Origin of the sequence: Gemmiger formicilis (assembly GCF_018784445.1) — a bacterium.
In the GTDB taxonomy this organism is placed as follows: Bacteria; Bacillota; Clostridia; order Oscillospirales; family Ruminococcaceae; genus Gemmiger.
Genome location: NZ_WQOH01000004.1, coordinates 254,886 through 278,319, shown reverse-complemented (window position 1 = coordinate 278,319; position 23,434 = coordinate 254,886). Strand labels below are relative to the sequence as shown.

Below are 23,434 nucleotides of genomic sequence, written 5' to 3'. Positions count from 1 at the left end.
GCTAATACAGCCCTCATACCTTGCCTTTGTAAGCAGGGTCAACGCTAATTCTTCAATAAGTTCGTCATAAATCATGTTTTTCTCCAATAGAAAAAGCGCCCACAAAAGTGAGCGCCCAGATAAAATATTCGGTTATGAGAACACCGGCAAACTGCCGTTTGCTGCATCTGTTTTCAGAATGGTGATCCAGTTGCTTTTGCCGTAGAGAAACCGCACGATATGCACGGTTTGCGTGGCATCGTCCACCGTATAGAACGCAAGGTAGTTCATAACGATGGTGAAGCGGATTTCCCATAGGGAAAGCAGTTTGTCGGAAATGACTTCAAATTTGTGCGGGAATTCTGCCAGTGCTCCGATTTTTTCGTCGGCTACATCCAACAGCTTGTCGGCGGCAGTTGGACTTTTCAGTACAAGGTCGATATAGTCGTAGGCGTTCGCCATATCGCGCTCGGCGGCTTGGGTGACATGAATGTTGTATTTCATCTGCGCTCCCTGCGGTGGCGCAAATCAGCCATAACATCGGCAAAGGGGCGTGTGTTCCCAGCGTCAATGTCGGCAAGGCCCTCTTGCAGCTTGCTGCCCTTACCGTTTTTGGTAATAAAGACCGGCTCGTTGTAGGCATGGCAGTAAGAGGAAATGTCATTGTAGTTGTTTCTCAGATCTGCGCTGGAACGAATGTTCGGCATAGATAGCACCTCTCTTTCATACAGAAATTATATCATAATTTCTGTATGAAAACAAGTAGGAGTTTTCGTTGAACGTAACAGTCCAGTAGGTACACTGGCCCTCGGCGGTGGAGCAAAACCAACAGCCAACACCCCTGCTCGTAAAGCTGGCGTTGATGTTCTCCTGTACAGCCCAATACGCGCTGTCGCTGCTGTCGATTTATTTGCACTGTAAACTATAACTGTAAACCATAGAACAAGCTCATAACGACAAGGTTTATGAAAATGCTTCTATACTTTACAGTTGGTCGAATGTGTAACGGAACAAGTAAAGAGGGGCTGTTGTATATGCTCGTCCGAATGCGCTCACCAGCGCGGTCAGGAATCAGCCTTGCCTGCCAGTGCCAAAAACTTCTTATCGGACTGGATACCCTGTGTCAAAAACTTCCCATCCCGGAACAGGGCATAGGTCGTGACCGGGGCGGGCGTGTTCTGCGCAGTCTCGCGGTCGGTGATGTGGTGTATGGTCAGCGGGATGCCGTGGGCCCGGGCAGTCTCTGCCACGCGCGGCACCCAATAACAGGTAAAAGGGCATTGGTCGGTATAGTAGAGCACAAAGCCGGGCTCTGCAGCCTGTGGGTGCTTGGCACAGGGCTTGAACTTGGGCGGCGCAGCGTCAGGGGAAAGCGGCAGGTACATCAGCGTGATGCCGCAGTCGGACACATCCGCCGTGGAAAAGCCCTCATGTGCCAGAAACCTGGCGTCGGCCAGGAATTCGCGCTTGCGTCCCTCGGCAGACAGAATACACACTCCCTTACGCCCCTGCGCCCGGGCATCGTTGACGCATCGGGCCAGCAGTTCTTTCGCGTAGCCGTGGCCTTTCAGCGCCCCGGAGACCCAGAGGCAGTTGATGTGCAGACAGCCCTCCGCCTCAATGGGCAGCCAGGCGTTTTCCGCCGGGATGTATTCAATAAAGCATTTGCCGCGCTCCACGCTGCGGCAGAAAACCAGCCCTTCGTCAAAGCGCTGTTTGAGCCATTCCTTTTTTGCCAGGCACTGCTTGCCGGACATGGCACAGCAGATGTGCTCCTTGTCAATGTTTTCTTTCGTGATGCGGATATAGTCCATAGTCGATCACTTTCCTTTTTAACTGGAACGGTTTGCGCTTTCATACTGGTTTTTTCCTGTGCTTATTATACCTTACCTGTTCCTGAAGTTCAATGCTGCCACAAAACATCGGTTTTTCTTGTTTTTGAGGCGATTTTGTACTATAATAATTACAGTAAGTTCAAAAGTGATGGACTTGATCGGTTGTAAGGTCACGATTATGCAAAATCGAAATACCAATTTGAATGACATCTATATGTCGGATCGCTTGCAGGCACAGCTGCAGCAGATCGACCAATACGCAATGACCTGCGTGGTTGCTCCCATGGGGTACGGTAAAACCACCGCCGTCAACTGGTTTTTGGGGGAACGCAGCAAAGTACCCGGTACACGGGTGGTTCGCATCAGCATTTACTCCGACAGTCTGGCAATCTTCTGGCGGAGTGCACAGTCAGCCTTTGCACATGCGGGCCTTGATTTCCTGCGCCAATATGAATTGCCATCGGATCTTCAAGGCGTCATGCTGTTGATGGATGACATGAACCGCGCGTTGGCCGGAACAGGCCCGTTCTATATTTTTCTGGATGATTACCATCTGCTGCGAGGTCCCCGCTGCGCACATTTTCTTTGCAAATGTGCTGTCCAGCTCCCTAAAAATGTACATATCATTATAGCCAGCAGAAACCACTTTCTTTCGGAAGCTGAAATCACGAAGCTGTGCAGCAGGGTATGTATCCTTGGCCCCAAGCAGCTGCGGCTGGACAAGGATGACCTCGCCGTCTACACCCGCCGCTGCGGTGCCGACCTGACAGAGAGTCAGCTGCAGCAGCTTCTCTACGCGACGGAGGGCTGGATCTCAGCCGTCTATCTGAATTTGCGAACCCTGGCGGACCGCGGTGCCCTGCCGGAGCGCGGTTCTGATATATACAACCTGTTTACGGCTACCATGATCGACCCGCTGCCGCCCATGCAGCAGGAATTTTTAACCGTGCTGAGTCTGGCCGATGAGTTTACCATCGAAATGGCCAAAGCTGTCACAGGGCGGGCGGATGCCGCCGAGCTGCTGGCAGATTTGACCACCCGCAATGCTTTTGTAAAGCGCTTGCCGGACAGTGACCGGTATCGCTGCCATCACGTGATGAAGCATTGCGCCATGCGGGCGTTCCATAAGCTGCCGGCGGAGAAGCAGACCGTCTATTACGACCGATACGGCCAATGGTATGAGCAGCATGGGCACCTGCTGCACGCCATGACGGCCTACCGTGCCTGCGGCGATTATGATGCGCTGCTGCGTGTGGTTGAGAAAGACACCGGCATTCGTCTGGCTATCACGCGGCCCAAAATAGCCCTGGCCGATCTGGATGCCTGCCCAAAATCAACGCTGAAGGAACACCCGGTTGCCCTGCTGGTGCTGATGCGCTGTATGTTCAACTGGCATCAGATTCCCAAAATGCTGGAATTGAAAAACCTTCTGTTGGAGACCGTTGACGAGCACCCCGCATGGCCCGGAGAATACCGCAGCAACCTGTTAGGGGAGTGCGACTTGATCACAAGCTTCCTTTTTTATAATGATATAGCGGCCATGAGCGTACTGCACCGCAGCGCCAGCGAAAAAATGACGCGCCCAGCTATCAGTATTCAAAAAGCGAACGGTTGGACATTTAATTCGCCCTCAGTGCTGATGATGTACCACAGCAAGCCCGGTGCGCTGGATGCCGAGCTGGCCGAGTTAGACCGCTGTATGCCGCACTACTGTAAAATTACAGATGATCACGGCATAGGGGCTGACCGCCTGATGCAGGCGGAAGCTGCTTTTACGCGCGGGCAGCTTGATGATGCAATGATTGCGCTGGAGCGCACCTATGCGCAGACGGACGGCAGCGGGCAGGAGAATATTGCGCTCTGCGGTGACTTTCTCTCGCTTCGGCTTTCCCTGTTCGGGCAGGGTGCCCCGCGTTATACACCGCTGGGGCGCTATGAGCTGCTGCAGCAACAGCACAATGCCCCGTGGGTACGCTTTTGGGATGCCTGCTGTGCCTACTATTATGCGCTGCTCGGGCAGGAAGAAGCGATACCGGAGCCGTTCCGCCTGCATCGGTTGGAGGGCATAAACTTTCTTGCGCCCGGGCGTCCGATGATTCTGCTGATTGAAAATCAGGTCTATCTGACCCAAAAGGCGTGGCCGAAGGTCATAGGCCGAAGTGAAAAGCTGCTCGAGGGCGCCGCCGCTTTCCGTTACAGTCTGGTCGCGCTGTACCTGCGCATCCAGACGGCCGCCGCCTACGCGATGATGGCCAAACAGACTGAGGCTGCCGCGCTGCTGCAGGAGACCCTGCAGGAAGCAAAAATGGATGGTCTGGTGCTTCCTTTTGCGGAGAACTACCGCTATCTAAAACCGCTTTTGCAGGATATGCCGCAGGATGCTTTTACTAGCCGGATTCAGGCGCTTGGGGAGGCGCTGGAGACGCACAGCGCCGGGCTCCTGTATGCCCGTGCCTATCCGGCGGGGTTTGATGCGCTGACAGAGCGTGAGCGCGAAATCTGCACCCTGGTTGCCGCAAGGCTTTCCAACCGTGAGATCGCAGCGAGACTGTTTCTGTCCGAGGGCAGCGTCAAGCAATACTGCAACCGCATTTATTCTAAGCTAAACATTGAGGGGGACACCCGCTCCAAACGCCGGCGGCTGGCCGCATGGATGGCAAATTGTTAACCTTTGGGTAATAGATATTCAGATAAATCCACTGTACTATACTAGGTATAGTAGATTTTTGTACCCTTTTGTCTGCTTAGACTATTTTAAGGAAAAGCGATAAGGGCAATTTCAAGTAAATCCGGATATATTTATCAGGCACACCGGGGTTTGGCCCTGTTTATTTATAGATGTCCCCGCAATAAAGAGAAAGGATTGAATAGAAACTATGCACAGTAAACTTATACGGTTGCAAACCGCCCTGTTGATGCTGGCACTCCTGTTCACGGTGTTGCTCCCTGTCCCTGCCTATGCACTGGAGGGGGGTACTGGTGATGGACAGGTAACGGCCAACGGTACAACCATCAGCGACCCCAACACGTTTAATGCGTGGGAGCGCACGCAGGGCTATAACAACGCCACCACCGGCCGTATTTGGGCCGACAAAACGGTGGAGGAAGACAAAATCACCTTCAGCGGCGAACTGAAAGACCAGCCCGCCATCGAGGTGTCCAAAATCAAAGACGCTGATTTCCTGGTCGCGCTGTCTGCGCTGTCCTCCTATGCGTCTACCACCACCACCAATACGCAGGCCCTGGATATTGTCATGGTGCTGGATGCCTCCGGCAGTATGAAGGACACCATGAGCGGTGGCAAAAAGCGCATAGACGCGCTGAAAAACGCTGTCAATACCTTTATTGACAGCGCCGCAGCCCAGAACGCGAAAATCACGGATAAAGAGAAGGAAATCCAGCTCTCCATCGTGAAATTTGCGGGCGAATACAGGAAAGCAGTTGGCAATGATACCAACTCGCTCGGAGACAACTACTCGCAGATCGTAAAGGATCTTACCGTATGTAATGCCGCCAATGCCCCCGACCTCAAAAAGGAAGTCAACAAGATTAAGCCTGGCGGTGCCACACGGGCAGATTATGGCTTGCAGCATGCCCAAACTGTGCTGAATAATGCGCGCCCCAATGCCAAAAAGGTCGTCATCTTCTTTACCGATGGCTCGCCTAACAATGACAACGGGTTTGACAATAGCATTGCTTCCAAAGCGATTGAAACGGCTAAATCCCTCAAGGCGGCAGGTGCCGAGGTTTACACGGTCGGCATTTTTAAGGGTGCTGACCCGAAGGCCGATGTCAGCGGAGCTTCAAAAGAAAACAAGTTCATGCAGGCGGTCTCCAGCAACTACCCCTCTGCCACTTACACCGGGGAATCTTATGATCCATGGGGGCTGCTCGGTACCTGGAAATGGAACTTCGGCAACAGACCTGACAAGGCAAATTACTATATGGCGGCTTCCAGCGCTGATGAGTTGAAGAATGTCTTTGCGGACATCTTCACGTCTGTATCTACCACACCGGCAGGCCCCACGCAGGTTACGGACAAGCCCCAGAAAGAAGGCTACGTGACTTTCGATGATCCCCTGGGCGATTATATGGAAGTCAAGAGCTTTGAGGCCGTTGCCTTTTCCGACCAGGTCTTTACGCAGGTGGACAAAACCTCCACCGACACGGCGGATACCTATATCTTTAAGGGTGAGCATAAAGACACGGTCAGCGGCGCCTACCCCAATACAGCCGATTTGAGCCACATCATTATCACCGTCACCCATGGCAGCGGCAGTGTCGGCGACCGCGTGCAGGTCCAGATCCCTGCCAGTATGCTGCCCCTGCGGTATTATAAGGCCACAAACACCGATGGCACCCCCAAGCTGGAAGTCAACAACGCCCAGCCCATCAGCGTCATCTACTCTGTCGGCCTTAAAAAGGGTGTGCGCGAGCAGATTGCGTCCGGCAACTTTAACGACACCGACCTTGCCGCCTACGTTGCGGATAACGCCGAAAACGGCAAAATCAGCTTCTACTCCAACAAATTTGATCCTAGCAAAAAAACGGCAGACAACATAACCATCGGCTCGACCACTGCCACCTTTACCCCTGCAACAAGCAACAGCTTCTACTATCACACCGAGGATACCCTGCTGTACACCAGTAAAAGCGGAGATACGCCGGCCACAGTGGTAAAGCCGAGACAGACCTATTACTATAAGCTGAACTACTTGCAGCTTGATCCCGGTGATCGTACTCAAACGGTTTCCAAGACCGACTATGTGCCCGTTAGCATTGCAACTCAGAACGAAATCAAAGAGTGCATTAAAACAGAAGATGGCAAGTGCTACATCAAGAAGGGCATCAAAAAAGGCAGCTTGCCCTCCGCCATTGATAACCAGCTGGGCGATAAGGACAAAAACGAGACCGGCACCGCCGACCGCCGCATTGACTTCCAGTGGAATCTTGTCACAGACGAGGGTGTGCTGTACCTTGGCAACAACGGTAAGCTGACCATGAACGCCACCGGCAGCTTGAAAGTTACCAAGAATGTGGTAACCGACGAGGGTCTGCACCCGGACGCTAACGCCGAATTTACGATGAAGTTTGAGTTGGCGGGCACGAACTTGGACACCAATGCCAGCTACAACTACACCGTTACCGGTATTGAGGGTACTAAACCCATCAAGAGCGGCGATACTTTCACCCTGAAAAAAGACCAGACTGCCGAGATTGTAGGCTTGCCCGCAGGCAGCACCTATACCATCACGGAAGAAAATCTGCCCACCTACTATACCAAGAACATTACGAACGACGGCAAGGGCACGGTCACGGCAGGTACAGCCCAAGAAGTCACGGTGACAAACACCTATAACCCCGCCCCGATTACCGTGAAACCTGATGACGGCAATTACCCGTTTGGCGGCGTAAAGATTTTGACGGGCCGCAATTGGAACCAAAACGATCATTTCGATTTCAAATTGGAAGCTGTCGATGGTGCCCCGCTGAGAGATGATGTGACTAATACATATATACAGACAAATGTGGCGTATACTGAAGGCCTCACCGGCGACGGAGCGCAGGTTCCCTTTGACTTCGGAAGTATCACCTTCACCAAACCCGGCACTTATGAGTACAAAATCACCGAGAATATCCCCACCGAAGGTAAAATCCCCGGTGTTTCGTATGACAACTCCTCCTACAGTGTGACGGTTACCATCACGGACGACGGCAGCGGCCAGCTGACAATGACAGGTCACACCATTACGAAAGATGGTGCCTCCGCGGATAGTGTCAAGTTTACCAACACCTATTCCACAAGCGACGTTAAGGTAACCTTGAACGCCACCAAGAGGCTGAATGTCGTGGTCGGCAACCGCACACTGAACAAGGACGACTTCTCGTTCAATTTGAGTGAAAACGGCAGGGTTATTCAAACCGCCAAGAACGAGGCAGACGGCAAAGTTACGTTTACCCTGAATTTCACGTCGGCCGACGTAGGCAAAAAGACCTATGTCATCAGCGAGGTAAATAACCACCTCGGCGGCATCGGGTATGATACCCGTGCATACGAGGTCACTTTCGAAGTCACCGATAACGGCGAAGGTAAGCTTGTGGCAAGCACCCCCGTCTATACGCTGAACAGCGAAACCGTTGGCGGCGCACAGTTTGTAAACACCTACACGGCAACGGCGGGCGCTGATGTCAAGGTTACCCCCGAAGCCACCAAGGTTTTGACCGGCCGCGATCTGCAGGAGGGCGAGTTCTACTTCATTGTGACCGATGAAAATGGCAACGAAGTTTCCACCGGCACGAACAATGCTGACGGCACGGTGAAATTCAGCCCCATTGGTTTCAGCCAAGCCCAGACAACGTATGCCGCACTGTTTGCCGACCTGATGGACGAGCAGCCCGTTGAGGACGAGCAGCCCGTTGAGGACGAGCAGCCCGTTGAGGACGAGCAGCCCACCGAGACCGAGCAGCCCACCGAGACCGAGCAGCCCACTGCGACCGAGCAGCCCACTGCGACCGAGCAGCCTACTGCGACCGAACAACCCACCGCGACCGAGCAGCCTACTGCGACCGAACAGCCCACCGCGACCGAGCAGCCTACTGCGACCGAGCAGCCTACTGCGACCGAGCAGCCTACTGCGACCGAGCAGCCTACCGAGACCGAGCAGCCCACCGAGACCGAGCAGCCCACCGAGGGCAACCAGCCCGATGTGCATCGCCAGCCCTCTTTGCTTGCGCTGACCCCCGTTGACAACAACGGCGAGGAAATCGCGCCGACCGAGGAAATGCAAAACCTGCTGGTGCATTGGTATACCATCAGCGAGGCCAAGCCTGTCGATGCCGACGATGGCATTACCTACGACACCACGGTTTACACTTTGCGCGTGGAATTGCAGGATGTGAACAGCGACGGCAAACTGTCCATCAAGAGCTGGGCCTATTATAAGGCCGACAAGACCACCCCGCTGGGGGCTGGCGTAACGCCGACTTTCCGCAACAGCTATGCCGCAGCGGATTCCGACGCAGTAACCATTACCCTGCAAAAGAACCTGACCGGCCGTGCTCTGAACGCAGGCGAATTTACCTTTAAGCTGTCTTGCCCGGAGGACGCAGCGCACAATGGCCTGACCGCTACCAACGATGCCAGCGGCAAGGTGACATTTGCACTGACCTATAAGGACCTCGACCACGACAACAGCGACGCCGCCCCCACCGCCTACACCTACACGGTATCGGAGGTTAAGGGCGACGCCGAAGGCGTAAGCTATGATGACCAGACCTACACCTTTACAGTTGAGGTGCAGGACGATGGCACCGGCAAGATGAAGGCAGCGCTTACGAAAGTGCCCGCAAGCATGACCTTTACGAACACCTACACGCCGAAGGCCACGCCTGCTCCCACCCCCACAGTCACCCCCAGCCAAGAGCCTTCTGCTGCCCCGGCACCCACAGCTACCCCCGCACCTACCGCAGCCCCGAAGCCCGTTGCTACCGCAACACCTGCCCCGATGACGCATATTCCGCAGACGTCGGACACATTCCCGCTGGCGCTGCTGATTGCTATTCTGGCTATCAGCGGCGGCGCGGTTGCCCTGCTGATCGTGGGCAAAAAGCGCAAAAAGTAATTTTCTCATAGTTCCCTAAATAGCAGACCCCCTCCCATACCGCCGGCAACAGCGGTGTGCGGCGGGGGTCTGCTTTTATCTGCCAAACAGAATCCCCCTCGACTCATAAATCGAGGGGTGAATAACCTATAGCAAAAGAATGTAAAAACACCATCTTGCCGTGCAGAACAAGATGATGTAAAATGGAAATAATGAGAAGTCCCCTCCATAAAGGCAGCCATACACCGCATCCAAAATCCGCCGGGGATGCAAAAACCAATTCGTTGGAGGTGTGCATTATGCCAAAGCCAAAATGGAATCTGAACACCATTTACATATCTGAGCGGCTGCAAGAGAGCTTGCGGCCTATTTCCCGCTGCGCCATGACGACAGTGGTCGCGCCCATGGGCTATGGAAAAACCACAGCGGTGAACTGGTATCTCGGCGAGCACGCCAAAGCGGAGGCGCTGCATATCATCCGTATCAGCGTGTATTCCGACAACCTTGCGATTTTCTGGAAGAGCGTGCAGGAGGCGTTTGCCCGCGCAGGGTTCACCTTCCTGCGGGAGTATCCCTGCCCAACGGACGCGGCAGGCGGCGGGCTGCTGGTGGACGATCTCTGCCATATGCTGGCGGGCGAATTTCCCTGTTACATCTTCATTGACGATTTTCATCTGCTGACGGACAAGCGTGCCCCCCTGTTCCTTTGTATGCTGGCAAATCGGCTGCCTGCCAATGTGCATATAATCGTTGCAAGCCGTGATCGCTTTTTGCCCGCCGCGGAGGCGGTGCGGCTGGGGGGCAAGGTATATCAAATCGGCATGGAACAACTGCGCCTCAACCATACGGAGCTTGCGGTTTATGCCCACCGCTGCGGGACAAAACTTTCCGATGCGCAGGTGGAAAGCCTTCTCTATTCCAGCGAGGGCTGGTTCTCTGCCGTGTATCTGAACCTGCGCACCCTCTCCGAGCGCGGCGTGCTGCCCAGCCGAAACTCCGATATCTACGCCACTTTTACCGCCGCTATGATCGATCCGCTGCCGGAAAAGCAGCGGGAGTTTTTGGCGGTAATGGGCCTTGCCGATGAGTTTACTGTCGAAATGGCGCAGTGCATCACAGGGGATGCGGATGCGGCGCAGATCCTTGCCATGCTGACCGAGCAGAACGCCTTTGTCACGCGTTTGCCGGATGGCGTGACCTATCGCTTTCATCACATGATGAAGGAATGTGCCGAACGGAGCTTTCACGAGATGAAGGCGGAAACACAAAAGCTCTATTGGGAGCGTTTCGGGCTGTGGTATGAAAACCAACGGCAGTATCTTCACGCTATTGCCGCCTACCGAAAAAGCGAGGACTACCACGCGCTGCTGCGGGTCATTCGCGGTGATGCAGGCATTCTGTTGGCCTCGCTGAAGCCGGAGGATGTGCTGGACGCATTGAACAAATGCCCCGCCGAGACATTGAAAGCCAATCCCTTTGCCATTCTGGTCCTGATGCGGCGGATGTTCACATGGCGGCAGATCCCGAAGATGCTGGAGCTGAAAGAACTGCTGCTGACAGCCATTGCGGAACACCCGGAACTGTCGGCGGAGGAGCGCGGCAACCTGCTGGGTGAGTGCGACCTTATCCTGAGTTTTCTCTGCTATAATGACATCAGTGCCATGAGCCGCCTGCACCGCAGTGCCAGCAGGCAGATGTCCCGCCCGGCCATCAGCATCCAATCCGGCGGCGGCTGGACCTTTGGCTCACCGTCCGTCCTGATGATGTTCTACCGCGCACCGGGCGAACTTGAGGGCGAGCTGGCCGAGATGGATGAGTGTATGCCCCATTACTATAAAGTCACGAACAACCACGGTCAGGGCGCAGAAACCATCATGCGCGCAGAGGCGCTGTTCTGCCAGGGACATTTTACCGATGCGCACATCGAGCTGGAGCGCGCTTACGCACAGGTCAGGGACAATGGGCAAATCAACATGGCGCTATGCTGTGATTTCCTGTCGCGGCGGCTTTCTCTGCACACCGATGTGGAGCAGCGGTATACTTTTGCGGAAAGATACGCAGAGCTGCTGCAATATCACGATGCATCGTGGATCAACATCTGGTGTGCCACCAGTGCCTATTATCATGCGCTGCGGGGGGAAGCAGAAGAGATCCCGGAGATTTTTTCGCAGCACAGGCTCTCCACCGTCAATATGCTTGCGCCGGGCAAGCCCATGATGGAAATGATCGAAAATCAAGTGTATCTTGCCCAAGGCGCCTATGCCAAGGTGGTGGGACGCAGCGCAGAACTGCTGGCGGTGTGCGAGGCGATGCACTACGCGCTGGTGGCGCTGCATATCCGCATCCAGACGGCGGCGGCCTACGAGAAATTGGGCAAGACCGAGGAGGCCCGTGTATGGCTGCGGAAAGCGCTTGCCGACGCGGAACCGGACGGCTTTGTGATGCCGTTCGTGGAGAACTACGACTGCCTGCAGCCCATTCTTGCGCGCGAGATGAAGAACGACTTGATCGTGAAGATCACTGACCTTGGCGAAGCGGCAATGGTACGAAACGCCGCAAGCGTGCGCCCGGCAGCATTTGATGTGCTGACAGCGCGGGAATTTGAAATTGTAGAACTGATGGTGCAGCGGCTCAGCAACCGTGAGATCGCCGAAAAGCTCTATCTCTCCGAGGGAAGCGTCAAGCAGTACGCGAACCAAATCTATTCAAAACTCCATATTGACGGCGATACCCGAACCAAGCGAAAGCAGCTTGCCGAACTGCTTGGGCAAAAGCCCTAGGGCAACACCGCACAATTCCCGCCTGACGGCTTAAGCACCGCTCCGGCGGCTGCGGCACGGCATCTGCGTTGCCAAAATGCTCGATAAGACATCCAGTATTATCTGCGCTTTTGGCTTAGCAGCTGCCGCACCTCGCTCGCCGTATCGGCACTTAGAATTATGCGGTATTACCCTAGCCTTTAGTTAATGGTTATCCCACCCGATCCACCGTACAATGTAGGTACGGTGGATCTTTATTTTTGCGGAAGGGAGGACCTACACTTGAACCGAAGGTATCTCACAGCTGTCACGCCGCTGCCTGATTATATTCTGCAGGTCGATTTTGTGTCCGGAAGTCGGCTTTTGCTGGATATGAAGCCGTATCTGGATAAGATTCGGTTTCGCCCGCTTGCTGATGCGCGGGTGTGGAACAGCGCTGTGACCAACGGCATCTTTGTCCGCTTTGGCGATGTGGAGCTAAGCCATGACGAAATTTTGACCATGGCAGAGCAGGCATACGAATGAAAAAAGCAACGCAAAATAGAGAAATTTAAGGAGGAAAGACATGAACTGTATCCAAAAAATGCTGGCAGCTGCGCTCGGCTGCGTGCTGAGTGCGCTGCTTCTGACCGGCTGCGGAGAAAAAGAAGAGCCGGTCAACATAACGCTTGCAAACCACAGCGGTCACGGCATCACATCTATCAGCATCACGCCCTCGACCAGCGATGAATGGGACACGGAGCTTGTCGACGGTATCTTCCAGAGCGGAGGAATGATGGAAGTCAGCCTTGGTTCCTACAAGCCGTCTGAGCTTCCGGACTTCAACATTCTTGTCTACAACGAAGAAAGCTACGTCCTGTACGACAACGATGTTGACGAAGTGGATTTTACAATCCACGATGGCGACTATGTTGTATTCCTGTCTCCGGACGGCGACGACAGCATCGTGGTCTGCACATCGGAGGAATATGACAATCTGTACGCCGGCGATGGCGAGAACGCCCCGACAGGCTACACGGCCGAAGAGCTTGGGCAGACTGGCGGTATGTCAGGCTTCTCCGGCTGCTGGAAGCTTGAAAACGCGCCGTTCTATTTCGTCATCAACGACAACTATGAGTGGATTGCCGTCAACCTCTACGGCGAGCAAGTCGGCCCCGGCTATGTCGTGTCGGAAGATGACTGCATCATGCTCTGCATGGAGGACGACACAGAGCTTGTTTCCCTCTGGCAGACCGCTAACGGCGACCTGAGCGACGCCAACGGCAACACACTTACCGCCTCTGAGTACATTATGCTCCTGCCGACACCGGATGACGAGCTGAACCAGACCGCCTGCTTTCCCGGTAGCTTTACCAATGTATCCATCAAGTATCCAATCCAGATGGAAGCACACGAACACCCGAATGTTGACAATTCGCTGAGCTTCAACGCAGTCATGGAAGACGGAACGGATGACTACTATTCCAATATTGTGATTGCCTTCCAGCCTATCTCCGGCTATGATTCCTATATGGAAAAGGGCGCTGCCAGCGCGAAGCCCTACATGGTCAAGATGCTCGACGACTTTATGAAGGGTATGTACGGCGACAAGCTCATCCAATCCTTCGGCTCGGATTTCAAGGATAACGGCGACTACTACAGTCTGACCGGTTATATGTGGCTCGACGGATCCATCTTCTCCGACGGTCCGTCTCAGCCTGTGCGCGGCTGTATGGAGGTTCGCTACTACGGTCCGACCGGCTACGCGCTTGTCGCAACGACCATCGCGCTCGAGGGTCGAATCCACAACTACTTTGAGATTTGCAACAACATGCTCGAAACCATCTCCTACACCGCCGGATGGAGCACCGCGCCCAAGCCCGTACCCACTCAGGCAATCTATTCCGGCGATACCGGCGACTACGGCACGCCATACTACTGGTATGATGAAGACGGCGACGTGTGGTACTGGAACGGCTATGAAAACGAGTTCATCTCCTACGGCTCGGACGGCTATATTGACGACGATTCTGGCGAATACATGGAATCCAACGATGCCGGCTGGGATTACTCGGATGAGTACTACGACGACTACGATCCGTGGTCTGACCCCGGTGACGGCTGGGACGATTACTCTTACGATGACGAAGGTTGGGGCGACTACTTTGATGAGTAAGATACAGGCTCTGAACGTGCGCTGCCGGTGCCGCGCAATGTCACTTTATTACCTGATGGAGTGACCGGAAGGAGGCGTATCATGAAAAACCGGTGGAAGAACACCGCATTTCTTGCGCAGGTGATGGTGCTGTGCCTGTGCCTTGCTGCCTGCGGCAATTCCGATGATGTGGCGGGGGATGATTGGCGCACAACCGGCATGGTGATCGACAGCGGAACCATCACCCATGACGGCGACAGTGTGGATGTTCTGGTCACAGTGAGCGAGAGCAGCGCAGCCTTCTACCGGGACATCCCGGAGCAGGTGCTATTCGACAGTGTCGCCTTCCCCATGGACATTCCCGATGCGGAGCAGGCATTTCACAGCATCTCCTTTGACGATCTGGACGGCGACGGCGAGAGCGATGTATGGGTGAGCTTTCTCCACGAAAACGGGGATGCAACGGATCTGATCTGGATCTGGGATTCGGAGGAGCGCTATGTCTATCGGGAGGATCTGTCCGCAGTTCCGGCTGACGAGGGTAGTCCAAGCGAGTATGCAGGGCTTTGGGAGTACCCGGACGAAAATCTTTGGCTGCGTATCTATGAGGATGCGACATGGGAATTTGTAAATGATCAGGAAGATGTTATTGAGTACGGCACACTATGGGCGGACGAAAACGGCGTGACGCTGCACTTTGACGGCAGCGGCGATACCCTGCAGCTGGATCGCAGCGTCAGCGGCGATCTCATCAACAGCGTGAACGGCGATATGCTTTTCCGGCGGAGAGTAACCGGCAAGGCGGAATAGGAGACGAATATGGAAGAGAAGAATAAAAAATTGACGGATGAACAGCTTTCGCAGCAGCTCCGTAAGAGTAAAGGCGGAAAATGGGGCGGAATGCTCCTTTCCCTGCTGGGCGGCGTGGTCGTCTTTGCGGGTATCGTGCAGGGCGGCAATCTTGTACTGATCATTGCGGGCGTTTTGATCCTCGCGCTGGGGCAGACGGCAAAGGGAAAATCCAGGGAGCAGGCCGGCCGCCAGACCTTCGATGCCCTGGCACCGGATATTGTAAGCACAGTCTTTGACAACATACAGATGGATCCCACCCCGCACATATTGGATGCGAAGGATACAAACATCCCCCTGCCCGGCCACACCTATTGCAGCGGCAGCGGGTATATCCGCGGAACCTATCAGGGGCTGACCACCGAATTGTGCACCGTCAGGCTGACGGAGGTGAACGAGTTTCAGCGCGAGGAAACCGGTCAGTGGGAGAAAAACGAGCGTGAGGTCTATACCGGGCAGTGGATGCTGTGTGAGCTGAACCGGGAATTTCCGACCTGGCTGACCATCTGGCCAAGAGAACGGATGGATAAGCTGTTCGGCAGCAAAACCATCCAGACAGGAAACGAGGCTTTCGATAAGCGTTTTAATGTAAGCAGCGATGATGAAGCTGCAGCCCTTCGCATTCTGACGCCCGACTGCGCAGAGAAAATTCTGGCGCTGGCGGATTCCTCCTTCGGTAAGCTTGCCATAAACCTCAACCGTGACGGCAGACTGTATCTCGCGGTTCACAGCGGGCACGGCTTTTTTGACCTCGGCAAGGGCCGTGAGGATCCGGCACAGCTGCGCCAGCGCTTTACCCGTGAGCTGACGTGGTTTACGAATATGATCGATGTGTTCCGCGGCGCGTAAAGGAGGTGGGCAATATGCCGCTTTGGCTTGCTGTGGTGCTGTTGGCATCGGCGGTTATCGGCATCGTGCTGTGCCGTAAATATCTGCGCCGAAACAAAACCGTGCGCATCCTCGGTATCAGTATCTGTGTGCTGCTGGCGTTGGCCTGCATCCTGTATATCGGTCTGACCCTTCTCTTTGTGGATGCGGTGCAAAACCAGCCGCCCGCATTGTGACAGGAAAGGCACCGGCAGAGGTGTGAAGGAGGCCGTATGAAAAAGAATCGAATCCTCATTATCAGTATCGTTCTTGCGATAGCGTTTGTGGCGTGTCCCATAGAATCTACGCGGAACATCACAGCGGGAATCGGTTTCATTCTCGGGGCTGTGTCGGCGGCATGGCTCGGGGTGCGCCGGCGGAAAGGCGCGCAGAAGGAATACGAGGATACTGTGCGGCGGTACACAGGCACCACGATGATGAAGGTGGTATGGATCGAGGAATCGGTCAATGAACGGTGGGAGCAGCAGGAGGACGGCAGCGAACAGCTGCGCCGGGAGACAGTCTATCTTCCAACTTATGAGTACACCGTGAACGGCAAAACCTACCGGTACGCAAGCCGTCAGACCGTTTCCGGCAAGCGGGAACTGGGACGGCAGGTGGTCGGTTATTACGATCCCACTCGGCCCGACCGTATTACCGAAAACAAGCCGCGAAAGCCTGTTTTGGGTGGGATGTGCTTCTTTATGTTTGCCGCGTTCCTGCTCTGGTTCGGTATCATGTCCTTTGCCGGTATGCTTTCCATTTCCTGATACTGCGTACCCATGCCGGGTCGCAGCAGGCGCATTTCAGCCCCCAAAAACTTGTGTGCGCAGCGCGTGCTGCAAAAAAACAGGATACTTGCTGCCATACTTTTGTTTTATCTCTCCATGCAAGCATTTCTTTCGCAGATAGTCCGCGTGTTCGGCTGCGTTTTGGCTTTTTCGATACTGCGCAATGTTTTTTCAAAAAGGGCTTGACAATTTGCGATTTTTACCCCTATAATTTTTATAAATACCTTGGGCACTGCTGCCCAACAGCGCGAAGAAGGAGACATGATGAAAAAGCAGCTTGTAAGCATCCTGTTTGCCCTGTGCATGGTGCTCTGCCTTGTGCCAACAGCGGCTTTTGCGGAGGAAAGCACGGAAACCCCGCCCGAGTGCAGTTGTGAAACAGCCTGCACGGCGGAAAGCATGAATGCGGAATGCCCCGTCTGCGGCGCGGAGGGCGCTTTGCCGGAGAACTGTGAAAAGTGCGCCCAGCCCGCAGACGATGCGGCAGCCCAGCCGGAGGGGGACGTGTCCGACCCCCAGCCGGAGACAGCCTTGACGGCGTTAATTGGCGGGAGCGCGACGGAAAAAGAAGTCAGCACCGTGGATGAGCTGACTAAGGCGATTGCTGATGTTAATTTCGACACCGTCAAGCTGACGACGGACATTGACATCAGCAACACCCTGACCGTCAACCGCACCGTCACCCTCGACCTGAACGGCCATGTGCTCAAGTACGAGAACGATCAGACGCACGGCGGTCTGCTGGCCGTGGAGAAGGGCGGTTACCTGACCATCATCGACAGCAACTCAAACGCGACGCACAGGTTCAAGCCCAACAGCGACGGCTTGTGGGTGCTGGATGAAAACGGCAGCGAGACCGTCACCGGCGGCGTCATCACCGGCGGCACGGGTTATCAGTACCAAAAGGTACACCCCAACGGACAGGGATATACCGAAGAAGCCGGCGGCGCTGTGTGCGTCAAAGTCGGCGGCAGCTTATTCATGACCGGCGGTAATATTGTCGGTTGCTCGGCGATGAGCGGCAAGGGCGGCGGTGTGCATGTTGAGGGCAACTTTTCCATGACCGGCGGCAGCATCATCGGTTGTGCAGCGAACCGCGGCGGCGGTGTGCATATGGCAGTGGGGGAGAACGAGAGTGCCACTTTCAGCATGAGCGGCAATGCCATCATCCGCTGCTGCAAAGCCGTCTCGAGTAATGCATCAGGCGGCGGCGTGTATGTTCTCGGCAACTTCACCATGTCCGACAAAGCGGCCATCAGCAATTGCGAATGCATCGCGGACAGCTCGCGCGCCGGGGGCGGCGGCGTCTATTTGGCTTACCACAACAATACTACTACATTTACCATGAGCGACAATGCCGTGATTGAGAACTGCAAAGTGACGACATCTTCTCCAGATAGTTGGACAAAGAGCTACGGCGGCGGCGTCTTTGTCAGCAGCAGATCGTCACTCACCCTAAAGGATCAGGCTGCCATTCGGAATTGCAGCGCCGAGAATACCGCTGGTGGAGCGACCTATGGCGGCGGTATATTTGCTGAAGGAACCCTTACCATAGCGGGCCTTGCGGAGGTTGGCGAAGGCTGCTCTGCTGCTGTCGGAAGCGGCATATACATGGAGGTGGGTCCCAATTTCATTGTTTCCCAAAATCTGTATGCCAACGGCGGCGTGATCGCGGGCGAAGTGGTGCTCAATAATAGCTCAAATTATGGAGTCACGCTCATGATCACCGGTAGCGATGAGGGCGTCACCGAGTTTAAGGGTTCTGTGCTCAATAACAACGGCATCATCGAAAAGGGCACGTTTACCGGCGAGGTCATCAACAACGGAACCATCACCGGCGGCACGTTCAACGGTACAATCACCGGCACCCCCGCGCTTGCCACCGGCAGCGGCACGAAGAACGACCCCTATCAGATCGGCACCGCCGATGGGCTGAAATGGTTCCGGGATAAGGTGAATAATGCCAAAACCCCAGATGAAACCAAAATCTGCGTCGAATTGACGGAAGACATTGATTTGAGCGGCGAAGAATGGTCGCCAATCGGCATTGGTCAAGGCGTTTATTGGGGGAGTCTTTCCTACTCCGGCACATTTGACGGCAAGGGCCATACCATCAAAAATCTGTCCATCGACAACAGCAGCGCGAATTTTGTCGGCCTGTTCGGCTATGTGCTCGGCGGCACCATCCGGAATCTGACGGTGTCGGGTTCTGTGAAAGGCAGCGGACATACCGGCGGCATCGCGGGCGGCGCTGATGGCGGCACCTTCGAGAATTGCGCCAACCTGTGTGTAGTACAAAGTGATAGCACCGAAGGTGGTACCACCGGCGGAATTATCGGATTTGCGTTAAATATGGATTACGTACTGATCGTCCGTGACTGCTATAATGTCGGCAGTATCACCGGCAGACATGCTGGCGGGATCATCGGACAATGCAGCTGGCATGAAACGATCAGCAACTGCTATAACGCCGGTACGGTCACCGGAACAGCAAATGCCGGTGCGATCATTGGCAGTTACTCCTCTGACAAAATCTCCAACTGCTACTATCTGGATGGCTCGGTAATTAGGAAAGGCAGGGGCGACAAGGCGTCAATTGCCAAAACTGCAACGGGAATTTGCCGACGGCACAGTGCGGGAGCTGCTCAAGGCTGGCGAACGCACCGGAGCTGACCCGTGGGCAGACGAATGCAAGTATCTGGATGCAGCGGGTAAGACCCTGCCGGTGTTCAAGGGACAGGGCGATACTCACAACCATCAGAGCGACAAGTGGGAACACAACGACACCGAGCACTGGCAGGTCTGCACCTGCGGCGTGGTATTTAATAAGGCGGCGCACTCCGGCGGCAAAGCGACCTGCAAGGCTAAGGCTGTCTGTGATATTTGCAAAGAAAGCTATGGCAGCCTTGACCAGAACAGCCACGCCGACCTGAAACACATTGCCGCAAAGGCCGCCACCGCTGCCGAAGAAGGCAACATTGAGTATTGGCACTGCGGCGACTGCAACAAGTATTTCTCCGATGCTGCGGCAAAAACGGAAATCACCCGGGCCGACACCGTGACGGCCAAGCTGCCCCAGCCCACCACGCCGCCGACGGCAACCCCGACCGCATCCCCCACGGCGCAGCCCACCACCGCGCCGCAGGCTGCGGAGCAGCCCCGCCGGACCGCACAGCCCACGGTGCAGCCCACGGCCGCCCCCACCGTGCAGCCGGTATCCACCATCCCCGCCACCGGCGATACCAGCAGCCCCATTTTGTGGGCCGCCCTGCTGCTTTGCAGCGGCGCGGGTTTGGCAGTAACGGCATATAAGAAAAACAGACACCGTTCATAAAAAGTGTAGGCAGCTGTTCGTGGCTGCCTACATTTTTTATGCCGCATTTGCAGGGGCCGGATATGTCCGGCCTCTGCGTGTCGTTTATTGTAAAATTCTTGCAATTTTTGCCGTAATACGGTACACTGGTTTTATAGCAAACGGAAAGGAAACACACCATGGGAATCGTAGTAATCGGCGCAGTTTTTGTTGACATCAAGGGGTATCCCCTATCCACCTATATCCCGGGCGGGCGCAACGCCGGCCGGGTCGAGCAGGTTCACGGCGGCGTCAGCCGCAACGTGGCCGAGGATATCGCCAATGTGGAGCTGCGCCCCACCTTCGTCAGCCTGGTGGACGACACCGGCTCCGGCCAGGACGTCATTGACAAACTGGACAAGCACAAGGTCAACACCCGGTTCATCCGCCGCGTGCATGACGGCATGGGCACCTGGCTGGCCGTGTTTGACAATGACGGTGACGTGACCGCCGCCATCTCGAAGCGGCCCGACACCCGCCCGCTGACCGCCCTGCTGGCCGAGAACGAGGAGGGCATCTTTGCCGACTGCGACAGCGTCGCCATTGAGCTGGATCTGGAAAAAGAGACGGTCAAGCAGGTGCTGCGCTCGGCCAAAAAGTACGGCAAGCGGGTGTATGCGGTCATTTCCAACATGAGCATTGCGATGGAGCGCCGCGACTTTTTACAGCAGATCGACTGTTTTGTCTGCAACCAGCAGGAGGCGGGGATGCTTTTCTCCGACGATTACGACCACCTTGCCCCCGCCGCCATGTGCCGCGTGCTGGCCGACAATGTGCGCAGTGCCCGCATCCCCTGCATGGTGGTGACGATGGGCGGCCAGGGCGCTGTCTACGCCCGCGCCAACGGCGAGTGCGGCATTGTGCCCGCCAAGAAGGTGGATGTCATCGACACGACCGGCGCGGGCGACGCGTTCTTTGCGGGTACGGTCATTGGCCTGACCTACGGCAAGGGCCTGGCGGATTCCTGCGAAATTGGCAGCCGGTTGGCGGCGTCGGTCATCTGCACCGCCGAAAACGTCTGCCCCCGCTTCCGCCCGCAGGAGTTCGGGCTGGACGTGGAAGTGGTGGATTGAGGAAAGAAGGCAGACCCTTTTGACCATTAAGGATATCGCCCGCGAGTCGGGCTACGCGGTGGGGACCGTCTCCCGCGTGTTGAACCATAACCCCAGCGTCCGCCCCGAGGCACGGGAAAAGATCCTTGCCGTGGTGGCGCAGTACGGCTACCAGCCCAATGCCAACGCCAAGCACCTGAAGCAGCAGGCCTACGAGGGCCTTGCCCTGGTGGTAAAGGGCACCAAGAACGCCCTGTTTGCGGATTTGCTGGACAAATTGCAGGCATATGTTGAAAAATGCGGCTACACGCCCACGGTCTACTACATCAACGAGACCGGCGACGAGATGGCCTACGCCCAGATGCTCTGCACCGAGCGCAAGCCCTACGGCATCTTTTTCATCGGCTCGCACCCGCACTGCTTCACGCCGGAGCTGGCCGGGCTGGGCATCCCCTGCGTGCTGCTGACGAACAATGCGGCGAGCCTGGGCATCCCGAACCTGTCCAGCGTCAGCGTGGACGACCGCGCCGCCGCAAAGGTCATGATCGAGCATATGTACAAGCAGGGCCGCCGCCGCATCGGCATCATTGGCGACCGGCCCGATTGCAGCCGCCCGAGCCAACAGCGTCTGGACGGCTGTCTGGAGGCCATGCAGCAGCTTGGCCTGCCCTTTGATTTTGACAAGCAGTACGGTTACGCCCGCTTTTCCATGGAGGAGAGCTACGCGGCGGCGGAGTACCTGCTGGCCCACTGCCCCGATCTGGACGCCGTGTTTGCCATGTCGGATCTGATGGCGCTGGGGGCCGTGCGCGCCTTCCAGGATCACGGCCTGCGGGTGCCGCAGGATATCGGCGTGGCCGGGTACGACGGTATTTCGCTGGGGCGGTTCACCGTGCCGCGGCTGACGACCATCCGCCAGAACACCGCGCTGCTCTCCCAGCGTGCCGCGCAGATTTTGCTTGCCAGCATCGAGCATAACGCCCCTGCGGTGCATGAGGTTGTGCCGTTTGAGCTTATTTTGGGGGAGAGCGTGTGATACAAAGGCTTCCCCCCTTTCCCAATATCGCACCGTAGGGGCCGGACATGTCCGGCCCTCCACCTTGCCATAACCGCTCAGCTGCCCTTATGCCGCGGGCCGGGCATGCCCGGCCCCTACAACTCTATGAAAAAAAGCAGGTACCCACGTTTTACCGTGGATACCTGCTTTTTTTCTATCATTCTGCCGCGCTCTCCGGGGTGGCTATGCCAAATTGCTCGTTGAACTGCCGCTCGACCTCGGCGTCTACATAGTCGTCGTCGGGGTAGACATCGTCGTGGGCGTTGGCGTATTCCTCGGCGATATCATCGCGCAGCCGGGTCTTGATGTACTCGTCGCGGTCGGCCTCGCTGGAGAAGCTGGAGCCGTCATAGTGGTAGCTGGCCTGCACGCGCTGGGCCACCTGGGCAGCGGTCAGCCCCGCCGGGTAGGAGGCGACGCAGTCCAGGTAGTAGCTGATGCCGTCGTCGGTGTCCTCCCCGCTGGAAAAGTGGTAGCTCGTAAAGCCCAGGTCCTTGTCCGCGGCCAGCTGCATAATGCCTATGCAGTCGGCGGCAAAGGACTCGGCGTCGGCGTAGGGGCCGGTCAGGGTGGCGTTCAGCACGCAGTCGTCGCCGCTTTGCAGCGTGTAGCTGCCGCCCGCGCCGTGGTTGAACCAGACGTTGACACCGCAGTAGCCCGTTTTGGCTTTCAGCTCCGGGTCGGCGGTCAGGGCACTGTACAGGGCGTCCACCTTTTCCGTCTCGATGCGGCTTATGGCGCTGCTGCGGGCAGGGCCCCACTCACTGACAGCCAGGGGCAGCAGCGCCGCCGCGCCGACAACGCAAAGGGTGAACGCCGTACCCAGCATGGCCAGCCAGTCAAACTTGACCAGCACATCGGGCTTGGCGCTGTACACGAGCATTTCAATACCCAGCACAATGAGGATGACCGGGGAGAACTTTACAATTTGCAGCAGGTTGAACGCCGGCACGATTTGGTAGAGCATCAGCAGCACACCGGCCAGGATCAGCACCAGTGCAAACGCCAGCGTCCCCACGCGGCGTGTCTTTTTCGGGGTGGTTTTTTCGTCCATGATTCTATTACCTCATTTATTCTTCGTTGCACAGTAGGGGCCGGGTATGCCCGGCCCGCGCGTGTATGGCGGGCACAGCGGCGGTGGGTCAGCAGCGGGCGGGA

General features: G+C 56.0%; 17 protein-coding genes. 13 read left to right on the top strand and 4 right to left on the bottom strand.

The window, feature by feature from the left end; translation table 11 throughout:
• Nucleotides 1-132 precede the first annotated feature (132 nt).
• The 3 genes from GPK89_RS01470 to GPK89_RS01460 all read right to left on the bottom strand — a co-directional run bounded on the left by GPK89_RS01470 (nucleotide 133) and on the right by GPK89_RS01460 (nucleotide 1,793).
• Entirely contained in the window at nucleotides 133-483 is a 351-nt protein-coding gene (locus GPK89_RS01470; protein ID WP_215691162.1) for a type II toxin-antitoxin system RelE/ParE family toxin, read from the bottom strand.
• On the bottom strand, nucleotides 480-686 hold the full coding sequence (locus tag GPK89_RS01465; protein ID WP_215691159.1) for an antitoxin PHD: 207 nt from the start codon (nucleotides 684-686) through the stop codon (nucleotides 480-482). Before GPK89_RS01465 ends, GPK89_RS01470 begins: the two co-directional genes overlap by 4 nt.
• A gap of 357 nt (nucleotides 687-1,043) precedes the next feature.
• A complete protein-coding gene (locus GPK89_RS01460) occupies nucleotides 1,044-1,793 on the bottom strand; it encodes an N-acetyltransferase (protein WP_215691157.1) in 750 nt (249 codons plus the stop codon).
• A gap of 199 nt (nucleotides 1,794-1,992) precedes the next feature.
• Here GPK89_RS01460 and GPK89_RS01455 point away from each other — a divergent pair, with 199 nt between their 5' ends.
• From GPK89_RS01455 to GPK89_RS01395, 13 genes are all read left to right on the top strand, one after another.
• Nucleotides 1,993-4,482: a LuxR C-terminal-related transcriptional regulator gene (locus GPK89_RS01455; protein ID WP_215691155.1), complete on the top strand. Its 2,490-nt coding sequence runs from the start codon at nucleotides 1,993-1,995 to the stop codon at nucleotides 4,480-4,482.
• A 208-nt stretch (nucleotides 4,483-4,690) separates the two neighbouring features.
• Entirely contained in the window at nucleotides 4,691-9,436 is a 4,746-nt protein-coding gene (locus GPK89_RS01450; RefSeq protein WP_215691152.1) for a Spy0128 family protein, read from the top strand.
• Nucleotides 9,437-9,714: 278 nt separating this feature from the next.
• Nucleotides 9,715-12,195, top strand: a complete 2,481-nt coding sequence (locus tag GPK89_RS01445; RefSeq protein ID WP_215691150.1) for a helix-turn-helix transcriptional regulator — start codon at nucleotides 9,715-9,717, stop codon at nucleotides 12,193-12,195.
• Between the two features lie 261 nt (nucleotides 12,196-12,456).
• Nucleotides 12,457-12,699 carry a DUF2442 domain-containing protein gene (locus GPK89_RS01440; RefSeq protein ID WP_215691148.1) on the top strand — a complete coding sequence of 81 codons (243 nt, stop codon included), beginning with the start codon at nucleotides 12,457-12,459 and terminating at the stop codon, nucleotides 12,697-12,699.
• A gap of 40 nt (nucleotides 12,700-12,739) precedes the next feature.
• Nucleotides 12,740-14,329 (top strand): hypothetical protein, encoded by a 1,590-nt coding sequence (locus GPK89_RS01435; protein WP_215691146.1) that lies wholly within the window; start codon nucleotides 12,740-12,742, stop codon nucleotides 14,327-14,329.
• Between the two features lie 81 nt (nucleotides 14,330-14,410).
• Nucleotides 14,411-15,118 carry a hypothetical protein gene (locus GPK89_RS01430; RefSeq protein ID WP_215691144.1) on the top strand — a complete coding sequence of 236 codons (708 nt, stop codon included), beginning with the start codon at nucleotides 14,411-14,413 and terminating at the stop codon, nucleotides 15,116-15,118.
• Between the two features lie 9 nt (nucleotides 15,119-15,127).
• Nucleotides 15,128-16,006 (top strand): DUF3137 domain-containing protein, encoded by an 879-nt coding sequence (locus GPK89_RS01425; RefSeq protein WP_215691143.1) that lies wholly within the window; start codon nucleotides 15,128-15,130, stop codon nucleotides 16,004-16,006.
• A gap of 14 nt (nucleotides 16,007-16,020) precedes the next feature.
• The gene (locus GPK89_RS01420) at nucleotides 16,021-16,221 is read left to right on the top strand and encodes a hypothetical protein (protein WP_215691142.1); all 201 of its coding nucleotides are present in this window, start codon (nucleotides 16,021-16,023) and stop codon (nucleotides 16,219-16,221) included.
• Nucleotides 16,222-16,257: 36 nt separating this feature from the next.
• The gene (locus tag GPK89_RS01415; RefSeq protein ID WP_215691141.1) at nucleotides 16,258-16,794 is read left to right on the top strand and encodes a DUF3592 domain-containing protein; all 537 of its coding nucleotides are present in this window, start codon (nucleotides 16,258-16,260) and stop codon (nucleotides 16,792-16,794) included.
• 285 nt (nucleotides 16,795-17,079) lie between these two features.
• Nucleotides 17,080-19,488, top strand: a complete 2,409-nt coding sequence (locus tag GPK89_RS01410; RefSeq protein ID WP_215691140.1) for a pectate lyase-like adhesive domain-containing protein — start codon at nucleotides 17,080-17,082, stop codon at nucleotides 19,486-19,488.
• Nucleotides 19,412-20,149, top strand: a complete 738-nt coding sequence (locus tag GPK89_RS16480) for a PT domain-containing protein (protein ID WP_215691139.1) — start codon at nucleotides 19,412-19,414, stop codon at nucleotides 20,147-20,149. The genes GPK89_RS01410 and GPK89_RS16480 overlap by 77 nt, the downstream gene beginning before the upstream one ends.
• Nucleotides 20,150-20,307: 158 nt before the next feature.
• On the top strand, nucleotides 20,308-21,240 hold the full coding sequence (locus tag GPK89_RS01400) for a carbohydrate kinase family protein (RefSeq protein WP_215691138.1): 933 nt from the start codon (nucleotides 20,308-20,310) through the stop codon (nucleotides 21,238-21,240).
• 19 nt (nucleotides 21,241-21,259) lie between these two features.
• A complete protein-coding gene (locus GPK89_RS01395; protein ID WP_215691137.1) occupies nucleotides 21,260-22,255 on the top strand; it encodes a LacI family DNA-binding transcriptional regulator in 996 nt (331 codons plus the stop codon).
• A gap of 178 nt (nucleotides 22,256-22,433) precedes the next feature.
• On the opposite strand, the gene GPK89_RS01390 is transcribed toward GPK89_RS01395, so the two are convergent.
• Entirely contained in the window at nucleotides 22,434-23,330 is an 897-nt protein-coding gene (locus GPK89_RS01390; protein ID WP_215691135.1) for a hypothetical protein, read from the bottom strand.
• Nucleotides 23,331-23,434: the final 104 nt, after the last annotated feature.

What these genes read in the sequence shown, in the direction of transcription:
- GPK89_RS01470 (WP_215691162.1), bottom strand. Translation starts at nt 483, where the DNA reads ATGAAATACAACATTCATGTCACCCAAGCCGCCGAGCGCGATATGGCG.
- GPK89_RS01465 (WP_215691159.1), bottom strand. Translation starts at nt 686, where the DNA reads ATGCCGAACATTCGTTCCAGCGCAGATCTGAGAAACAACTACAATGAC.
- GPK89_RS01460 (WP_215691157.1), bottom strand. Translation starts at nt 1,793, where the DNA reads ATGGACTATATCCGCATCACGAAAGAAAACATTGACAAGGAGCACATC.
- GPK89_RS01455 (WP_215691155.1), top strand. Translation starts at nt 1,993, where the DNA reads ATGCAAAATCGAAATACCAATTTGAATGACATCTATATGTCGGATCGC.
- GPK89_RS01450 (WP_215691152.1), top strand. Translation starts at nt 4,691, where the DNA reads ATGCACAGTAAACTTATACGGTTGCAAACCGCCCTGTTGATGCTGGCA.
- GPK89_RS01445 (WP_215691150.1), top strand. Translation starts at nt 9,715, where the DNA reads ATGCCAAAGCCAAAATGGAATCTGAACACCATTTACATATCTGAGCGG.
- GPK89_RS01435 (WP_215691146.1), top strand. Translation starts at nt 12,740, where the DNA reads ATGAACTGTATCCAAAAAATGCTGGCAGCTGCGCTCGGCTGCGTGCTG.
- GPK89_RS01430 (WP_215691144.1), top strand. Translation starts at nt 14,411, where the DNA reads ATGAAAAACCGGTGGAAGAACACCGCATTTCTTGCGCAGGTGATGGTG.
- GPK89_RS01425 (WP_215691143.1), top strand. Translation starts at nt 15,128, where the DNA reads ATGGAAGAGAAGAATAAAAAATTGACGGATGAACAGCTTTCGCAGCAG.
- GPK89_RS01420 (WP_215691142.1), top strand. Translation starts at nt 16,021, where the DNA reads ATGCCGCTTTGGCTTGCTGTGGTGCTGTTGGCATCGGCGGTTATCGGC.
- GPK89_RS01415 (WP_215691141.1), top strand. Translation starts at nt 16,258, where the DNA reads ATGAAAAAGAATCGAATCCTCATTATCAGTATCGTTCTTGCGATAGCG.
- GPK89_RS01410 (WP_215691140.1), top strand. Translation starts at nt 17,080, where the DNA reads ATGAAAAAGCAGCTTGTAAGCATCCTGTTTGCCCTGTGCATGGTGCTC.
- GPK89_RS01400 (WP_215691138.1), top strand. Translation starts at nt 20,308, where the DNA reads ATGGGAATCGTAGTAATCGGCGCAGTTTTTGTTGACATCAAGGGGTAT.
- GPK89_RS01390 (WP_215691135.1), bottom strand. Translation starts at nt 23,330, where the DNA reads ATGGACGAAAAAACCACCCCGAAAAAGACACGCCGCGTGGGGACGCTG.